The organism is Paraburkholderia fungorum (assembly GCF_046027215.1).
Classification (GTDB): domain Bacteria; phylum Pseudomonadota; class Gammaproteobacteria; order Burkholderiales; family Burkholderiaceae; genus Paraburkholderia; species Paraburkholderia fungorum_D.
Window position 1 is genome coordinate 783,152 of record NZ_JAQQEN010000001.1, and the last position, 15,705, is coordinate 798,856.

The 15,705-nt window shown below is 61.3% G+C and carries 17 protein-coding genes, 1 other RNA gene and 1 riboswitch; of the genes, 7 read left to right on the forward strand and 11 right to left on the reverse strand.

All coding sequences use genetic code 11. The annotated features are described in order from the left end of the window. The first annotated feature begins 31 nt into the window (after window positions 1–31). A complete protein-coding gene (gene cobA, locus PQR27_RS03505; protein WP_408525393.1) occupies window positions 32–787 on the forward strand; it encodes a uroporphyrinogen-III C-methyltransferase in 756 nt (251 codons plus the stop codon). A 207-nt stretch (window positions 788–994) separates the two neighbouring features. After that, window positions 995–2,358, forward strand: a protein-coding gene (locus PQR27_RS03510) for an IS3 family transposase (RefSeq protein WP_408522330.1) whose coding sequence is annotated in 2 segments (ribosomal slippage) — window positions 995–1,457 and window positions 1,457–2,358 — 1,365 coding nt in all. Because the reading frame shifts where the segments join, the coding sequence is not laid out codon by codon here. 412 nt (window positions 2,359–2,770) lie between these two features. Here the strand turns inward: PQR27_RS03510 and PQR27_RS03515 are convergent. Genes PQR27_RS03515 through lptF form a run of 4 tightly spaced genes read right to left on the reverse strand, consistent with a single transcriptional unit; the run spans window position 2,771 to window position 5,550 of the window. Next, window positions 2,771–3,022, reverse strand: a complete 252-nt coding sequence (locus PQR27_RS03515) for a hypothetical protein (protein ID WP_408525531.1) — start codon at window positions 3,020–3,022, stop codon at window positions 2,771–2,773. Further along, window positions 2,910–3,290, reverse strand: coding sequence for a sirohydrochlorin chelatase (locus PQR27_RS03520; protein WP_408522331.1), 381 nt, complete (start codon window positions 3,288–3,290; stop codon window positions 2,910–2,912). Before PQR27_RS03520 ends, PQR27_RS03515 begins: the two co-directional genes overlap by 113 nt. A gap of 10 nt (window positions 3,291–3,300) precedes the next feature. Beyond that, entirely contained in the window at window positions 3,301–4,449 is a 1,149-nt protein-coding gene (gene lptG, locus PQR27_RS03525) for an LPS export ABC transporter permease LptG (protein ID WP_408522332.1), read from the reverse strand. A gap of 3 nt (window positions 4,450–4,452) precedes the next feature. Then, window positions 4,453–5,550 (reverse strand): LPS export ABC transporter permease LptF, encoded by a 1,098-nt coding sequence (lptF, locus tag PQR27_RS03530; RefSeq protein WP_408522333.1) that lies wholly within the window; start codon window positions 5,548–5,550, stop codon window positions 4,453–4,455. Between the two features lie 137 nt (window positions 5,551–5,687). Here lptF and PQR27_RS03535 point away from each other — a divergent pair, with 137 nt between their 5' ends. From PQR27_RS03535 to PQR27_RS03545, 3 genes are all read left to right on the forward strand, one after another. Then, complete coding sequence (locus tag PQR27_RS03535) at window positions 5,688–7,214, forward strand: leucyl aminopeptidase (protein WP_408522334.1); 1,527 nt, start codon at window positions 5,688–5,690, stop codon at window positions 7,212–7,214. 37 nt (window positions 7,215–7,251) lie between these two features. Next, a complete protein-coding gene (locus PQR27_RS03540) occupies window positions 7,252–7,668 on the forward strand; it encodes a DNA polymerase III subunit chi (protein WP_408522335.1) in 417 nt (138 codons plus the stop codon). Window positions 7,669–7,761: 93 nt separating this feature from the next. Then, window positions 7,762–8,355, forward strand: coding sequence for a DUF2486 family protein (locus tag PQR27_RS03545; protein ID WP_408522336.1), 594 nt, complete (start codon window positions 7,762–7,764; stop codon window positions 8,353–8,355). Between the two features lie 45 nt (window positions 8,356–8,400). On the opposite strand, the gene PQR27_RS03550 is transcribed toward PQR27_RS03545, so the two are convergent. Beyond that, window positions 8,401–8,742: a c-type cytochrome gene (locus PQR27_RS03550; RefSeq protein ID WP_408522337.1), complete on the reverse strand. Its 342-nt coding sequence runs from the start codon at window positions 8,740–8,742 to the stop codon at window positions 8,401–8,403. A gap of 171 nt (window positions 8,743–8,913) precedes the next feature. Beyond that, a complete protein-coding gene (gene ilvD / locus PQR27_RS03555; RefSeq protein ID WP_408522338.1) occupies window positions 8,914–10,587 on the reverse strand; it encodes a dihydroxy-acid dehydratase in 1,674 nt (557 codons plus the stop codon). 170 nt (window positions 10,588–10,757) lie between these two features. Between ilvD and PQR27_RS03560 the strand changes: the two genes are divergently transcribed. Together PQR27_RS03560 and lgt are read left to right on the forward strand one after the other, a co-directional pair. Further along, window positions 10,758–11,747, forward strand: a complete 990-nt coding sequence (locus tag PQR27_RS03560; protein ID WP_408522339.1) for a LysR family transcriptional regulator — start codon at window positions 10,758–10,760, stop codon at window positions 11,745–11,747. 60 nt (window positions 11,748–11,807) lie between these two features. Then, on the forward strand, window positions 11,808–12,713 hold the full coding sequence (lgt, locus tag PQR27_RS03565) for a prolipoprotein diacylglyceryl transferase (protein WP_408522340.1): 906 nt from the start codon (window positions 11,808–11,810) through the stop codon (window positions 12,711–12,713). Window positions 12,714–12,800: 87 nt separating this feature from the next. Here lgt and PQR27_RS03570 read toward each other — a convergent pair whose 3' ends face one another. From PQR27_RS03570 to PQR27_RS03590, 5 genes are all read right to left on the reverse strand, one after another. Next, window positions 12,801–13,532 carry an SIMPL domain-containing protein gene (locus PQR27_RS03570; RefSeq protein WP_408522341.1) on the reverse strand — a complete coding sequence of 244 codons (732 nt, stop codon included), beginning with the start codon at window positions 13,530–13,532 and terminating at the stop codon, window positions 12,801–12,803. Between the two features lie 215 nt (window positions 13,533–13,747). Next, on the reverse strand, window positions 13,748–14,206 hold the full coding sequence (locus tag PQR27_RS03575) for an EVE domain-containing protein (RefSeq protein WP_408522342.1): 459 nt from the start codon (window positions 14,204–14,206) through the stop codon (window positions 13,748–13,750). A gap of 104 nt (window positions 14,207–14,310) precedes the next feature. Then, a non-coding RNA gene (ssrS, locus tag PQR27_RS03580) (6S RNA) lies at window positions 14,311–14,492 on the reverse strand. A 90-nt stretch (window positions 14,493–14,582) separates the two neighbouring features. Then, window positions 14,583–14,897, reverse strand: a complete 315-nt coding sequence (locus tag PQR27_RS03585; protein WP_064269037.1) for a cell division protein ZapA — start codon at window positions 14,895–14,897, stop codon at window positions 14,583–14,585. Next, a complete protein-coding gene (locus PQR27_RS03590; RefSeq protein WP_408522343.1) occupies window positions 14,894–15,250 on the reverse strand; it encodes an ATPase in 357 nt (118 codons plus the stop codon). The genes PQR27_RS03585 and PQR27_RS03590 overlap by 4 nt, the downstream gene beginning before the upstream one ends. Window positions 15,251–15,446: 196 nt before the next feature. Then, window positions 15,447–15,702, forward strand: a riboswitch (cobalamin riboswitch). Window positions 15,703–15,705 lie beyond the last annotated feature (3 nt).

The window sequence follows — 15,705 nt, forward strand, 5'->3', positions numbered from 1 at the left end:
CGCACGCGTCTTCACGAACAGGTTGATGCAAATGGGCAAGGTTTATCTGATCGGCGCAGGGCCGGGCGCCGCGGACCTCATCACGGTACGCGGGGCGCGGCTACTGGGCGCCGCTGATGTGGTGCTGCACGATGCGTTGGTCGAGCCGGCGATGCTCGACTATGCGCCATCGCATGCACGGCGGATTGCCGTGGGTAAGCGATGTGGACAGCTTTCCACTGCGCAGCAGTTCATCAACAAGCAGATCGTTGATGCCGCGTTGGAGCACGACGTGGTGGTGCGCCTGAAGGGTGGCGATCCGATGTTATTCGGGCGTGCCGATGAGGAGATGCGGGCGCTTGAGGCCGCGGGCATCGAGTATGAGGTTGTGCCTGGGATTACGGCTGCGCTGGCTAGTGCTGCTTCGTTGAAGCGGTCTTTGACTTTGCGTGGGGTTTCACGCAGTGTTGCGTTGGCGACTTTTAGCCGTGCGCCGGGGTCAGAGGAGATTCGCGAGCAGGTTAATGCGGATTCGCTGGTGTTCTATATGGGCCGCGATAGTGGGGTCGAGATTGGGCAGCAGTTGATTGATGCTGGGAAATCTGGGTCTACGCCGGTGGCGATTGTTGAGGCTTGTAGTACCAAGCGGGAGCGGGTGCTAACGCTCACGCTTGACGAGTTGGCCGCTGGCGCGGCGCAGGTGTGGGTTGATGCTTCGCAGCCTAGTTTGTTGATGATCGGGGAGGCTTTTGCTGCTCGGCAGCAGGGTGTTGGCCGCTCCGCGGGTGGGCTTTTGGTGGCTGCTTAGGCGGGTCTTTTTTGCCTTTGGCGGCGGCATTTTCCTTGTGCCTACGGCGTTGGTTGTTTCTATTCTTATTGGTTTATTAGCGTTCCCCCTGTGCGGGGGGGCACCTACTTTTCTTTGCCGCCGCAAAGAAAAGTAGGCAAAAGAAAGCGGCTCACATGAACTGCACCCCAAAAGTTGGACACCGATCCAACCTTTGGGGTGTTTTTCATGGCCAAGTACAGTGAGCAGTTAAAGCTGAAACTGGTGAAGCAGTACGTGACCGGTTCGGCTGGTGTCGAGGTACTTGCAAAGCGGTACGGAGTGAGCCGCTCGGTTTTGCAGCTCTGGATTGCGGCCTACGAGCAACATGGACGGGACGGACTGCGCAAGAAATTCAGTCACTATGACGCGCAGTTCAGGATGTCGGTACTCATGCACATGTGGCAGAAGAATTTGCCATACCGGCAGGTGGCTGCGGTGTTCGACATCCGCAGTCCGGGCTGCATAGCGCAATGGGAACGCCGGTATCATGATGGCGGTATCGACGCACTGGCGCCTCGTCCACGAGGGCGCCGCAAAACAATGACCCAGCCAGTTCCTGAAAAGCCAACCGAAGTCAGTGCGCCAGATAAGCGCACGCGTGAGCAGTTGCTCAAGGAAAACGAGTACCTGCGCGCGGAGGTGGCCTATCTAAAAAAGCTCGATGCCCTGCTTCAGGCGAAGAAGCAGGGCGCGCAAAAGAAAAAGCGCAAATAGTGCAGGAGCTCCGGCAGCACCATCCGATGCCCGCTTTGCTCAAGGCAGCGGGTCTGGCGCGCAGCACGTTCTACTACCAGTTGAGCGTGCCGGATGCCGGTGAGCGGCACAAGGACCTCAAAACCCGCATCAAGACTGTGTATGAACGCCACAAGGGCCGTTATGGCTACCGGCGCATCACGGCGGCGATCCGGCAGGCGGGCCAGAGCGTGAACCACAAGACGGTGCAACGTCTGATGGGACAACTGAAACTGAAATCGCTGGTGCGCGCAAAGAAATACCGCTCATGGCGCGGCGAAGTCGGGCGTATTGCGCCGAACCTGTTAAACCGCGAGTTCAGCGCACAGCAGCCCAATCAGAAGTGGGTGACGGACGTGACGGAGTTCAACGTGCTGGGGCAGAAGCTGTATCTGTCACCGGTCATGGATCTGTATAACGGCGAGATCGTGGCTTATCAGATGAACACGCGACCGGTCTTCGATCTGGTCAGCGGCATGCTGAAAAAAGCGCTGGCAAAGCTTGGTCCTCAGGAGACCCCGCTGCTGCATTCGGACCAAGGCTGGCAGTACCAGATGCCTGCTTATCGACGGCTGCTGGATCAACACGGCCTGACGCAGAGCATGTCGCGCAAGGCAAACTGCTACGACAATGCGGCAATGGAAAGCTTCTTTGGCACGCTCAAGGCGGAGTTCTTCCGGCTGAGCAGGTTTGAAAGTATCGACGAGTTGAAGGCTGGCATCAGACAATACATTCACTACTACAACCACACACGCATCAAGCTGAAACTAAACGGGCTGAGTCCTGTGATGTACAGAACCCAGCCCTCTCAAACCTGAACGCAAACTGTCCAACTTTGCGGGGTCAGTTCAACACCGCTAACTTTTAAGCGGGTCCCCTGGCTTGGAGGGTGTAGTGGCTCCGTAGAGATTGAGCCTGCGCACCTGCCCGCGCGAGTGACCAGGCCGTCATGCTTCCGGCGGCGCTGCGCGCGCCGAGGCGGTACTTCACAAAACCTCAGTGTATTTGGGCGCCTCGCCGAGGTGAAGCCAATGGCCCCCACCGCGCGCAAACGAAGCCCCTGGTTTCCCTGGTGGACCCATCCGCGACGCACGTAGTGCGGAGTGGGAGCGGATGACGGCTGTGTCACTGACGATTACCGACCGAGGTGTGATCCGTTAATCGGACCACCAGCCCCTCCAAGCCAGGGGACCCACTTAAATGTTGGCGGTTTGAGCCGCTTTCTTTTGCCTACTTTTCTTTGCGGCGGCAAAGAAAAGTAGGTGCCCCCCGCACAGGGGGAACGCTAATAAACCAATAACAAAGCAAGGAAAGGCCAAAGAAGCCAGAACCAGGAAATGCCGCCGCCAAAGGCAAAAAACCAAAAAAATCAAACCTGCCGAAGGCAATACCCAGCGACAGCATCCAAAACCTGCTCATCTTCACCCACAGCGCCAGCGCATTCAATCCTGACAGAAGGATACAACCCACGACAGTGCTCAACCACCTCGGGTAGATCCTTCCGAACATGCCCCCCTTGCCCAAAAAACACCGGCACAACGGTGACAGCACCACACCCGTCGGAGACAAGACGCCCCACAGCGGTGGGCAGATCCGGCTCCATCAACTCAAGAAACGCCAGCAAAACCGGCCCGGCATCGCCACCAGAAGCACGCGCAGCGCTAACCTTACTAGCGAGCCTCTCAAACGGCTCGCGCCAGCGAACATCACGCGCTCCATGCGCAAACAGCACAATCCCATGCGTAGCCATAAAAAGGCTCCTAATGGCGATCAACCCATTTCAATCCAACTAGCCCCAGCACCAGATACACCAACCCAGGCGTAGCCGCGGTCAAAGGCGCAGGCCATGTATTCAACGTACCGATATGCGAGAAGAGCGTGTTGAACAGCTGGAAACTCATCCCCAGCATAATCCCGCCGAAAACCTTCATACCCACCACGCCAGCCCGCGTATGCAGATACGCAAACGGCAACGACAGCACCAGCATCACGAACACCGCAAACGGATACAGCAGCTTGCGCCACAGCGCAATTTCATATCGCTGGGTGTCCTGATGATTCTCAGTCAAATGCTGGATGTAGCGGAACAGGTTGAACATCGACATCCGGTCAGGCGACACCAGCAACACCGACAAAATCTGCGGCGTCAACTCGGAGCGTAATGAGTACTCCGGCACCGCCACCTGCGTCGCCCGGTACACCGGGTTCAACGCGTCGGCCGGGGTGCCAGGAGGAGGGGGCACGTCGATCAATTGCGTATCGGTCACGCCAGTCAATTGCCAATGGCCCGGCGGCTGGTACTTGCCGCTCTTCGCAATCCGCACGTTGGACAAGCGGAACTTCGAATCGAATTCGTAAATCCGCACATTGCTGATGGTCGCGTCAGGCTTCAACTCGCCAACATTCACAAAACGCGTCACCTGCTCGCCATCCGCGCGGGCCGTGAGCGTGTCCTTCACCCACACGCCCGATTCGAAATTGGTCGATACCGACGAGCCCAGCGCCTCGAGCCGCACACGTTCCGATAGTTGATCCGTGTACGGACCCACCACTTCGCCGATCACGTAGGTCAGGAACACCAGCGGAATGCCGATCTTCAACAGCGAGCGCAGCGCCTGATTGGTCGCGAGACCCGACACGCGGAAAATCGTGTACTCGGAGTTCGCCGCCATCTGCGCGAACACATAGATCGCGCTGATCAGCGCGGCCACCGGAATGATTTCGTAGAAGCGCGACGGCGTTTGCAGCGCGACACGCAGCACCGCGTACTGGAACTTGTAGTTGCCGTGGCCAACCGAGTTGAGTTCATTGATCAGGTCGAAGAAAAAGAACAGACCCGAAAACGCGAACAGAATGAAGATGAACGTGAGGTAGACCTGACGCGCAAAATACTTTTCATAGATGCGCATCGCTCAGGCTCCCTGCGAACGGCTGAACGTCGCCCGCGTGAACAGCGGCCGGTTGCGCACGCGCAGCCAGAAGATGAACGCGACAATGATCGCCACCACAATATGCAGGCCCACGAGCCCCACGCCGAACGACATCTTGCCTTGCTCGATCCACGACTGCACCACGTTCAACAGATTCGAATAGGTCAGATAGATCAGGACCGCCATCACCAGATTGATGGTGCGGCTGCGCCGCGGGTTCTGGTGCGCGAGCGGAATCGCCAGCAGCATCAGGTTGATCGCAATCAGCGGCAAGCCCGCGCGCCACGCGAACTCGGCAAGGTTCTCGTTGCTCGGGTTGCGCAGGAGCGCGAGCGTGGGCGTGCCGGTGGTGCTCGGCGTGTTGACCACCGGCTGGCTCTGGATCTTCACGCCGTACCGCTCGAACTCCATGATGCGGAAGTCGGAGTGCCCAGGCTCGCCGTCATAGCGGCGGCCGTTTTCCAGCACGACGAAGCGGTCGCCGTTCTTGTGCGTTTCAGTGTGGCCGGTTTTCGACACGACCACGTTGACCTTGCCGTTTTCGGTGCTGGTCACGAAGACGTTTTCGACGCGCGCCTGGTCGGGCGACATCTTCTCGATGAAGAACACCCGGTGGCTGGCGGCCGACTCGCGGAACTGACCCGGTGCAAGCAGGGAGACCTCGTCGCGCTGCTGGAAGCGCGCGCGGATCAGCTTGTTCTGCTGGTTCGACCACGGCCAGCCGACGAACACGAAGAACATGATGAGAATCACGATCGGCGTGGCGAAAATACCGATCGGCTTGATGAAGCGGGTCAGACTGACGCCCGAGGACAGCCACACGACCATCTCGGAGTCTTTGTACCAGCGGGTCAGGACGAACAGGATCGACACGAACAGCGTCGCGACGAGCATGATGGCCAGGTAGCCGATCACGGTCAGGCCGATCAGGACCAGCACGTCGCGCGGGTCGATCTCGCCCGAGGCTGCGAAGCCGACGATGCGGATCATCATCGTCGTCAGCACGAGCGTGAGGAGAACCATGAACACGGCACCAGCCGTATACGCGAGTTCGCGCTGGAGGGAGCGTTCGAAGATCATTATTGATGATGAGAGGGGGCGCTCTCAGTGACGCGCGGGTTGGTTCCCGTCACGCCTCCGGTGCAGCCGCCGCGGGAAAAATAGCGGATAATTGCGGCTTTCATCCTAAGCCCAGATTTTATCCGAGGACAAGCGCGATGGACTTTAGCATAAAAGCCTGTGATTGGACCAAAGGCTCGTCAAACGGTTTCCTGACCGGGAAATCCGATTGCATCGTAATCGGCGTGTTCGAGTCGCAAACGCTCTCGGGCGCCGCGCTGGAGATCGATGCGGCCACCAAGGGCCTGCTGACCCGCATCATCAAGGCCGGCGACATGGACGGCAAGGCCGGCACCACCCTGTTCCTGCATGAAGTGTCCGGTATCGGCGCCTCGCGGGTCCTGCTGGTCGGGCTCGGCAAGCAGGACGCGTTCAGCCAGAAAGCCTATGGCGAAGCCGTGCGGGCCGCCTGGCGCGCATTGCTCGCCACCAAGATCGTTCAGGTCACGTTCACGCTCGCGCAGTTGCCGATCGTCGAGCGCTCGGCCGATTGGGGCGTGCGCGCCGCGATCCTCGCGCTGCGCGAACTGACCTACCGGTTCACGCAGATGAAGAGCAAGCCGGACAACTCGGTGCGCGCCTTGAAGCGCGTCGTGTTCAGCGTCAATACCGGCGACGAAAAGGCCGCCAAGCTGGCCGCCAAGCAGGGCGCGGCGCTTGCCAACGGCATGGATCTGACGCGCGACCTGGGCAATCTGCCGAGCAACGTCTGCACGCCCACTTACCTCGCCAACACGGCCAGGAAGCTCGCCAAAGACTGGAAGCTGAAGGTCGAAGTGCTCGGCGAAAAGCAGTGCGAAGCGCTCAAGATGGGCTCGTTCCTGTCGGTCACGGCAGGCTCGGTCGAGCCGGCACAGTTCATCGTGCTGCAGTACCAGGGCGGTGCCGCGAAGGCCGCGCCGGTGGTGCTGGTCGGCAAGGGCGTGACGTTCGACACCGGCGGCATCTCGCTCAAGCCGGGCGAGGGCATGGACGAGATGAAGTACGACATGTGCGGCGCCGGCTCGGTGCTGGGCACGTTGCGCGCCGTCGCGGAAATGGGTCTGAAGATCAACGTCGTCGGCATCATTCCGGCGGTCGAGAACATGCCGTCGGCAACCGCCACCAAGCCGGGCGACATCGTCACCAGCATGAAGGGCCTGACAATCGAAGTGCTGAACACGGACGCCGAAGGCCGGCTGATCCTGTGCGACGCGCTGACCTACGCCGAGCGCTTCAAGCCGGCGGCGGTGGTCGACATCGCCACGCTGACGGGTGCGTGCATCATCGCGCTCGGCCATCACAACAGCGGCCTCTTCTCGAAAGACGACGCGCTGGCGGGCGAGTTGCTCGACGCCTCGCGTGAAGCCTCCGACCCGGCCTGGCGCATGCCGCTCGACGACGAGTATCAGGATCAGCTCAAGTCGAACTTCGCGGACCTCGCCAACATCGGCGGCCGTCCGGCGGGCAGCGTGACGGCGGCGTGCTTCCTGTCGCGCTTCACCGAAGCGTATCCGTGGGCGCACCTGGACGTCGCCGGCACCGCATGGAAGAGCGGCGCGGCGAAGGGCGCCACCGGCCGCCCGGTGCCGTTGCTCGCGCAGTTCCTGATCGATCGGGCCGCGGACGGTCGCGCCACCCAATGACGCGTTGCAGTAAAGCGAACGCAAGGCAGGATCGCCGATGACGAGAATCGACTTTCACTCGAACGTCGGCGATTCGCTGCTCTATGCGTGCCGCCTGATCCGCAAGGCGTATCTGGCGGGCCAACCGACCATCGTGCTGGCCGAGCCCGAGCGCCTGCGCGCATTCGACGAACAATTGTGGACGTTCTCGCCGCTCGACTTCGTGCCGCACTGCATGGCGGGTACGCCGCTCGCCGCGCAGACGCCAATCGTGCTGGCGTCCAACCTCGACGATGTGCCGCACCATCAGGTGCTGCTCAATCTCGGCGCCACCGTGCCGGCCCAGTTCGCGCGTTTCGAAAGATTGCTCGAAGTGGTCGGTAACGCACACGACGAACTCGCTGCGGGCCGCGAACGCTATCGTTTCTATCGCGATCGCGGCTATGCTTTGAACAACTACAAGCAAGGCGGTTAGGCCTCGTGCCGCTGCGTCGCGTTGTTTCCTGGTGTGCCGGATTCGACGTGGGCGCGGCCCGCTTCAGCTTCGACCCCAACCCGGAGGGTGCACGTGTCCGATCCCAACGATAGTTCGATCCCGGTCCTGCACGAGGTTCTAGTACCGGGCGACCCTGCCCAGGCGCGCCTTGCGCCTGACGGCGCGGCTGCGCCAGCGGCACAGCCGGTGCCCGACCCCGTGAGCGCGCAGGAACCTGCCTTCGCGCAGGAACCGGTGCATGCGCCAGAGCCGGCGCATCCGAAGAAACGCTCGAAGTCCCACCATCCGCATGCCGACGCGCGGCACGCGCATGAGCCGGCGTTTGCGCCGTCAGCAGGGGTGTTCGATCGGGCCGAACCGCACGCGCCCGTCGAGGCAGGCACGATCGTGCCGCCGGATCTCACGCACGGAGCGTCCGCGTCGGCCCACTCCAGCCTCGATGCCGATGGGATCGCCGAGCGTCTGCGCGGCCGGTTTGCCGGTTTCCTGACGGGAGAAGGACGTGGGATCATCGAAGCGCGCTGCCGCGATGCCTTGCAGGATCACACTGCATGGCTCGTCAATCAGATCACGCGCGAAGTCGCGTTGGCGCTGGAAACCGAAATGACCGGCTGGGTGCGGGAAGCGGTTGAAGAAGAGATCGCACGGCGCCAGGGCCGCAGCTGATCGAGTAGGAGGGCGGCCTGATCAAAGGCGCCTTTCGTGCAGGCTTTATTTGAGCGTCAACACCCAGCTCGCGAGCGTGGCCGCCTGATCAGGCGTGAGTTGCGTATTCGCGGGCATCGGTACCGGTCCCCACACACCTGTGCTGCCATCCAGAATCTTGCGCTTCAGATAGGTTGCGGCGTCTTCGCGCGCGGCGTATTTCGCGGCGACGTCATGCAAAGCCGGGCCCATGAATTGGCGCGTCACCGAGTGGCAGCTCATGCAGTTCTGCTGCTGGGCAAGCGCAAGGCCGGCCGAAGCCTCCGCATGCACCGGCACGCTGCCGGCGCTCAAAGCAACGCCCAGCACACTGGCTACCGCAAGTGCTGCATACGACATTGATTTCATTCTGGTCTCCGTCGGGGCGGGTGCCCGACTCGTGGTGCACGCATTATAAAAGGAAAGGGGCACACGGTTTTCCGTGCGCCCCTTTGCGCTTTTACGTAGTACATGACGCACGCTTCGAGCACTGCACCGGGTCGCCGCGAGTCGGGACGAACCCGGCGTGCGCGCCAGCGTTTAGCCCGTCACCGCGCCTTTGTTGGCCGGCAGCGCCAGCGCGGAGTACTTCGCCAGCACGCCGCGCGTGTAACGCGGCTTCGGTGCCTGCCATGCGGCGCGGCGGCGTTCCAGTTCGGCGTCGTCGATGTTCAGTTGCAGGAGCAGCTTGTGCGCGTCGATGGTGATCGAATCGCCTTCCTGCACGAAGGCGATCGTGCCGCCCACGAATGCTTCCGGCGCAACGTGACCGACCACCATGCCCCATGTGCCGCCCGAGAAACGGCCATCGGTGATGAGGCCGACGCTTTCGCCCAGGCCCTTGCCGATGATCGCGGACGTGGGCGCGAGCATTTCCGGCATGCCGGGGCCGCCCTTCGGACCGAGGTAGCGCAGCACGACCACATCGCCGGCGACGATCCTGTCGGCCAGAATCGCTTCCAGCGCACTTTGCTCGTCGTCGAACACGCGGGCCGGGCCGGTGATGACCGGGTTCTTCAGGCCGGTGATCTTGGCGACCGCGCCGTCGACGGCCAGGTTGCCCTTCAGGATCGCGAGGTGGCCTTCCTTGTACAGCGCCTTGTCGATCGGAAAGATCACCTGCTGATCGGCGCGCGGTTTGCTCGGTACGTCCTTCAGTTCTTCAGCGATCGTCTTGCCGGTGATCGTCATGCAATCGCCGTGCAGGAGGCCTGCGTCGAGCAGGATCTTCATGACTTGCGGGATGCCGCCGGCCTTGTGCAGATCGGTCGCGACGAACTGGCCCGACGGCTTCAGGTTGCAGATCACCGGCACCTTCTTGCGCATGCGCTCGAAGTCCTCGATGGTCCATTCCACCTCGGCCGCGTGGGCGATCGCGAGGAAGTGCAGCACGGCATTGGTCGAGCCGCCGGTGGCCATGATCACGGCCACGGCGTTTTCGATCGCCTTCTTCGTGACGATGTCGCGCGGCTTCAGATCTTTCTTGACCGCTTCGACCAGCACGCGTGCCGATTCGGCCGCCGAGTCGACCTTTTCCTGATCCGGATTGGCCATCGTCGACGAATACAGCAGCGACATGCCCAGCGCTTCGAACGATGAGCTCATGGTGTTGGCGGTGTACATGCCGCCGCACGAACCCGTGGACGGGCATGCGTTCTTTTCGACCCCTTCAAAATCTTCCTGCGACATCCGGCCTGCCGTGAATTCGCCCACTGCTTCGAACGACGACACGATGGTCAGGTCGGTGCCCTTCCAGTTGCCCGGACGGATCGTGCCGCCATACACGTAGATGCTCGGCACGTTGGTGCGCAGCATGCCGATCATGCCACCGGGCATATTCTTGTCGCAGCCGCCGATCACGACCACGCCGTCCATCCACTGGCCTTGCACGCACGTCTCGATACAGTCGGAGATGACTTCGCGCGACACCAGCGAGTACTTCATGCCTTCGGTGCCCATCGACATGCCGTCCGAGATCGTCGGCGTGCCGAAGATCTGCGGATTCGCGTCGGCACCCTTGATCGCGGCGACCGCTGCGTCGGCCAGACGCTGCAGGCCGGCGTTGCACGGCGTGATGGTCGAGTGGCCATTGGCGATGCCGATCATCGGTTTGTCGAAGTCGGCTTTTTCGTAGCCAAGCGCGTAGTACATCGAGCGGTTCGGCGAACGCGCCACGCCTTGCGTGATGTTCTTCGAACGACGGTTGTATGCCATGGGGAGCTCCAGTCTGTTTTGTTTTGATTCGTGCGGCGAATTCGGGTGCGGCAGTCGCTGCCGTCTGCATCAGTCAGTGTAGTTCTGACGCGTGGCGCAAGGATGTAGTTTTGCGAATCGCATGTCCAATATATTATTCAGGCGCGAATAGGTCGTAAAATATATTAATCATGCTGCCCGCTATTCCTGATCTGCGCCAGTTGCGCTATTTCGTGACCGTCGCCGAAGAAAAACACTTCGGGCGAGCCGCCGTGCGCCTTTCCATGACGCAGCCGCCGCTCTCGCAAGCCATCCGGGCGCTCGAGGAGACGCTCGGCGTCGAGCTGTTCGCGCGTACCAAGCGCTCGGTCGAATTGACGCCGGTGGGCGCCGACCTGCTGCCCGAAGTGCAACGTCTGCTGGCCAGCGCCGAGGGGCTGCGGCCGTTGGCGCAAAGCCTCGCGCGCGGCGAGGCGGGCGCGCTGTCGCTGGCGTTCGTATCGACCGCGGATTACGGCTTGCTGCCGCTGTTGCTGCGCGACTTCGGTGCACGCCATCCCCGCGTGCGGCTCGAACTGACTGAGGCGACCAGCGACGTGCAGGTCGACGAACTCGTGGCCGGGCGTATCGATGCCGGTCTTGTCATCGCACCGCTGCCGTCGCGCCATGCCACGCAGCTCTCATGGCTGCCGATCGCCCGCGAGCCACTGGTGATCGCGATGTCGTCCGAGATGGCGGCGCGCGTGGGAGACCCTGACGACGCGCGGACCGAGTGGCTCGACGCGCCGGTCAGCCTGAGCGACGTCGCCGATGCGCCGCTCGTGATCTTCCCAAGACGTCTGGCACCAGGCTTTTATGACATCATTATGGATTGCTACGGCGTGGCGGGGCTGGCGCCCAGGATCGGCCAGGAGGCGATCCAGATGCAGACGATCGTCAGTCTGGTGTCGGCCGGAATGGGTGTCGCACTCGTGCCGCAATCGTTGCGTAATCTGCGCCGCACCGGCGTCGTGTACCGCCCCTTGCGTGAATCGGTGCCGGCGATCGAGACCGGGCTGGTCTGGCGCACGGCGGAGGTGAGCCCGGTGCTGGCCGGCTTTATCGAGATCGTGCGCGCGCATGCTGCCGCGGTCGAGGCGCCGCTCGCGACGCCACGTGTGGCGTCTGCCGGCGCGCCGTGAACGCAATGCGTGCCGAACCGTCCAATTCGCTCCTGAACCTGAACTGCCCATAACAACACGATGCTCATTCACCCGAATTTCGACCCCGTTGCCATTCATCTGGGGCCGCTCGCTGTGCGCTGGTATGGACTGATGTACCTCGTCGCGTTCATCGCGGCGATCGTCGTCGGCCGCTTGCGGCTGCGTTTGCCGTATGTCGCCGCGCAAGGCTGGACCGCCAAGGATATCGACGACATGCTGTTCTACGGCGTGCTCGGTACGATTCTTGGCGGCCGGCTCGGCTATGTGCTGTTCTACAAGGCGAGTTTCTACTTCGCGCATCCGCTCGACATCTTCAAGGTGTGGGAAGGCGGCATGTCATTTCACGGCGGCTTTCTCGGCGTGACGTTCGCAATGGTGCTGTTCGCCTGGCAACGCAAGCGCTCGTGGCTGCAGGTCACCGATTTCGTCGCGCCGATGGTGCCGACCGGGCTCGCGGCAGGGCGCCTCGGCAACTTCATCAACGGCGAGTTGTGGGGGCGTGTAACCGATCCGTCTGCGCCGTGGGCCATGCTGTTTCCGGGCGCCGCGCCTGACGACGCCGCCTGGTTCGCCGCGCATCCGCAACTGGCTGCGCAATGGCATCTGAACGAAGTGTTTGCGCAATATCACATGCTGCCGCGCCATCCGTCGGAACTGTATGAGATTGCGCTCGAAGGCGTCGCGCTGTTCTTCGTGCTGTTTTTCTTTTCGCGCAAACCGAAGCCCATGGGCGCGATTTCCGCCGTGTTCCTGATCGGCTACGGCCTCGCCCGTTTCACAGTGGAATTCGCGCGTGAGCCCGACGACTTCCTCGGACTTCTGGCGATGGGCCTCTCGATGGGTCAATGGTTGTCGCTGCCGATGATCCTCGCCGGTGTCGTGATGCTGGTGTGGGCTTATCGCCGTGCGCGCCGTGAACCGGCGCAGGCGGTCGGCGTGAACTGACGCTACGATTTATCGTAGCCAATGAAAAACGCCACGGCATGCCGTGGCGTTTTTCATTTCAGCGGGTACAGCGAGCGACGAAGCGCGTTACTTCATCTGCACCGAACCCGACACGTTGACCGTCACGGTGGATGTGCCGCCTTCGAGCGGTACCGGCGCCGAGGCCTTTGCATCGGCGCCCATGGCGCGTGCGCTCATCATCATCATGGGACGCGGCATGACGCCGTTATGCCCGACGTTGACCTCGCGAATCGAATAGCCGCTGTAGCCGAACGCTTGCGCCGACGACGACGCCTGCTCGCGGAACGACTTGATCGCTTCGCCGGTGAGCTTCTGTTCCGCGGCGCGTTGCGCTTCCGGCGACAGCGAGAACTGCACGTTGCCCACCTGCATGATCGATGCCATCTGCCCCGCGAGTTTCGACGCCGCGGCGAAGTCATGCGATTCGAGCACGATTTCCGTACGGCCGCGCCATGCTGAAATGCGGCCGTCGCGATCAGTAGACGGATAGATCGAGAACGAACCTGTGCGGGCGGTCACGCCATTGACGCCCTTGGCTTTTTGCAGCGCTGCGTCCGCACGTTGATTCAGCGTTGACGTGAGCGCCGACGGGTCGCTTGCTTCCTGCTCGTAAAACAGCGTGATATCGACGACGTCCTGCGGTACTTCCACGCTAGCCTGTGCGTTCAGCGACAGCACGCCGGCGGGCTGATATTGCGCCACACCCTGCGCGCGGGCTACGGCCGGCGAGAGCGTGAGCGCGGCAGGTGCGACGCACACGAGAGCGAGAGCGAGCGCGCGTGCGGTGTTTTTTGTCATTCTTGAACTCCTTGCTGGAACAGGTTGTGCACGATTGGGGGCAAACGCCGTGTAACAGGCACGGCGTTTGCGAGTCCGTTAGGCGCTTGTAACCTGCGCTTGGTTCCCCAATTTGACGTTCGCTTAAACGTTTGCGCTCGGCTGTGCATGCTCTGCTGAGCCACGCACAACGCAGCGACACTGAGACCCGCGTTCGGCTACGTTTGACTATCGCGTCAAACCAGCCGCTTCGTGATGAAGCGCCATTCGGCTTCGGTCACTGGCGTAATCGACAAACGATTGCCTCTGGCGAGCACGCGCATATCCTGCAGTTCTTCATGTTCGCGCAACGCGGCAAGCGGAATCAGCGGAATCTTCTTTCTGAACACCACGTCGACGAGCAGCCAGCGTGGCGTTTCCTGCGACGACTTCGGGTCATAGTAGGGACTCTTCTTGTCGAATTGCGTGGGATCGGGATAGGCCGTGGATGACACCTCGGCAATGCCCGCAATGCCGGGCTCGGGACAGCTCGAGTGATAGAAGAGCACGCCATCGCCGACCTGCATCATGTCGCGCATGAAGTTGCGTGCCTGATAGTTACGCACACCCGTCCAGGGCAACGTGCGGTGCGGTGCGTGGGCGAGATGGTCGATGCTTGCTTCGTCCGGTTCGGACTTCATTAGCCAGTAGCGCATGAATCGAATTGAACGTTGAGAAGGTGAAGTTGCGAAAGGAGCCTGAGAGAACGTGAGACCCAAAGAAAAACGGCATCGAACCAGAGTCCGATGCCGTTCTAAATAAGGTCCCCGCCTTAGCCGCTAGGCCGGCATCCTGAACCGGGGGTTCAGAATTGGTCGCAGTTAGCAGCACTTCGGGTACATCAGACAGAGTGACGCGCACACCCGTGCTACAAATTTCCACAACCGTGCACATGGCATTGGTTCAAGGAATATATGACCTTGGCGAACCAGGCAGGGAAGCTAAACCGATTGAATTCAAACGTTTGCCAAGTCTTTCGCTTACGCACTTCGGTTGAATTCGCAGCCGGTCTCAGGACCGGCCACACAATCATTATTGCATGCTGTACTGCTGAATCACAGTACCTAGTTGTTCGTTCATTTGATGCATTGTACGCCGGATTTCCTCAGCGGGAAATGCTTCACCGTGCCGCACACTCGTTTGTAGCTTAAGCAGTTCTGATGCCAGCGACAGCGCAGCCATGACAGCAATACGATCCGTGCCGCGCACGTTGCTGTTGTTGCGGATCTTCGACATTTCAGCGTCCACGCGCGCGACCGCTTCAAGCAGCGCGCCTTCCGTTTCCGGCGAGCAGGCGAGCCGGTAGGGCACGCCGAGAATCGATACTTCGATCTGCTTCGTGGTCATGCATTTTCTCCGTGGCGGGTGGCGTCGCTCTCCGTTTCGACCTCATGCGGCGCGGCCTCGAGCAGATCGAGTTGATTGTCCGGCTCGCTATGCGCGCGAGCCCGCGGCAATTTTTCGAGGATCGCATTCAGGCGGACCTGCGCGTCGTCGATCTTTGCCGACAGCGCGTCGCGTTCCGCTTGCAGCGCATTGCGTTCCTCGCGCAGCAACGCGAGTTCGGTACGCGTGGCCTCCGCATCGGCGCGCGATTGTGCGAGTTGCTCTTCGAGCGCGACCCGCGCCTCATTGTGGCGCTGACTGATCGCGATCAGCTTGCCGATATTCTGTGAAAGTGTTTCGAGTTCGGTGAGCATGTGCTGCGTCCTCTAAAGACATCGCATTTTAGCGCGGAATATCGCAGGTTCCGACAATTGTCTCGTTTCGAGACGTAACAACATCGCTTTATGCAGGGTTTGACCGACCATATGATGAAAAAGCACTCACGCATCGGACAATAACCTGCATTCAACGGCATGGTTTGAACATTCTTGACGACCTTCGGGGTCGCTCCTAAACTGGCCGCACTTTGGTGCCCGCGCGTGCTGTTCGACAGTGCGCGCAGTTAAACGGGAAGCAGGGCGCAATGTTCCACAGAACACGCCAACCTGCGCTGCCCCCGCAACGGTAAGCGACCGCATTCGTCATGCAGGTCGATCCTGATCGCGTGTTTGAGTTCAACACGCGAGTGTGCCACTGCGCGTCACGCGTGGGAAGGCGGGATCGATGTGTCGTCAGCCCGGATACCGGCCAGAGGGAGAGGGAGATCCCG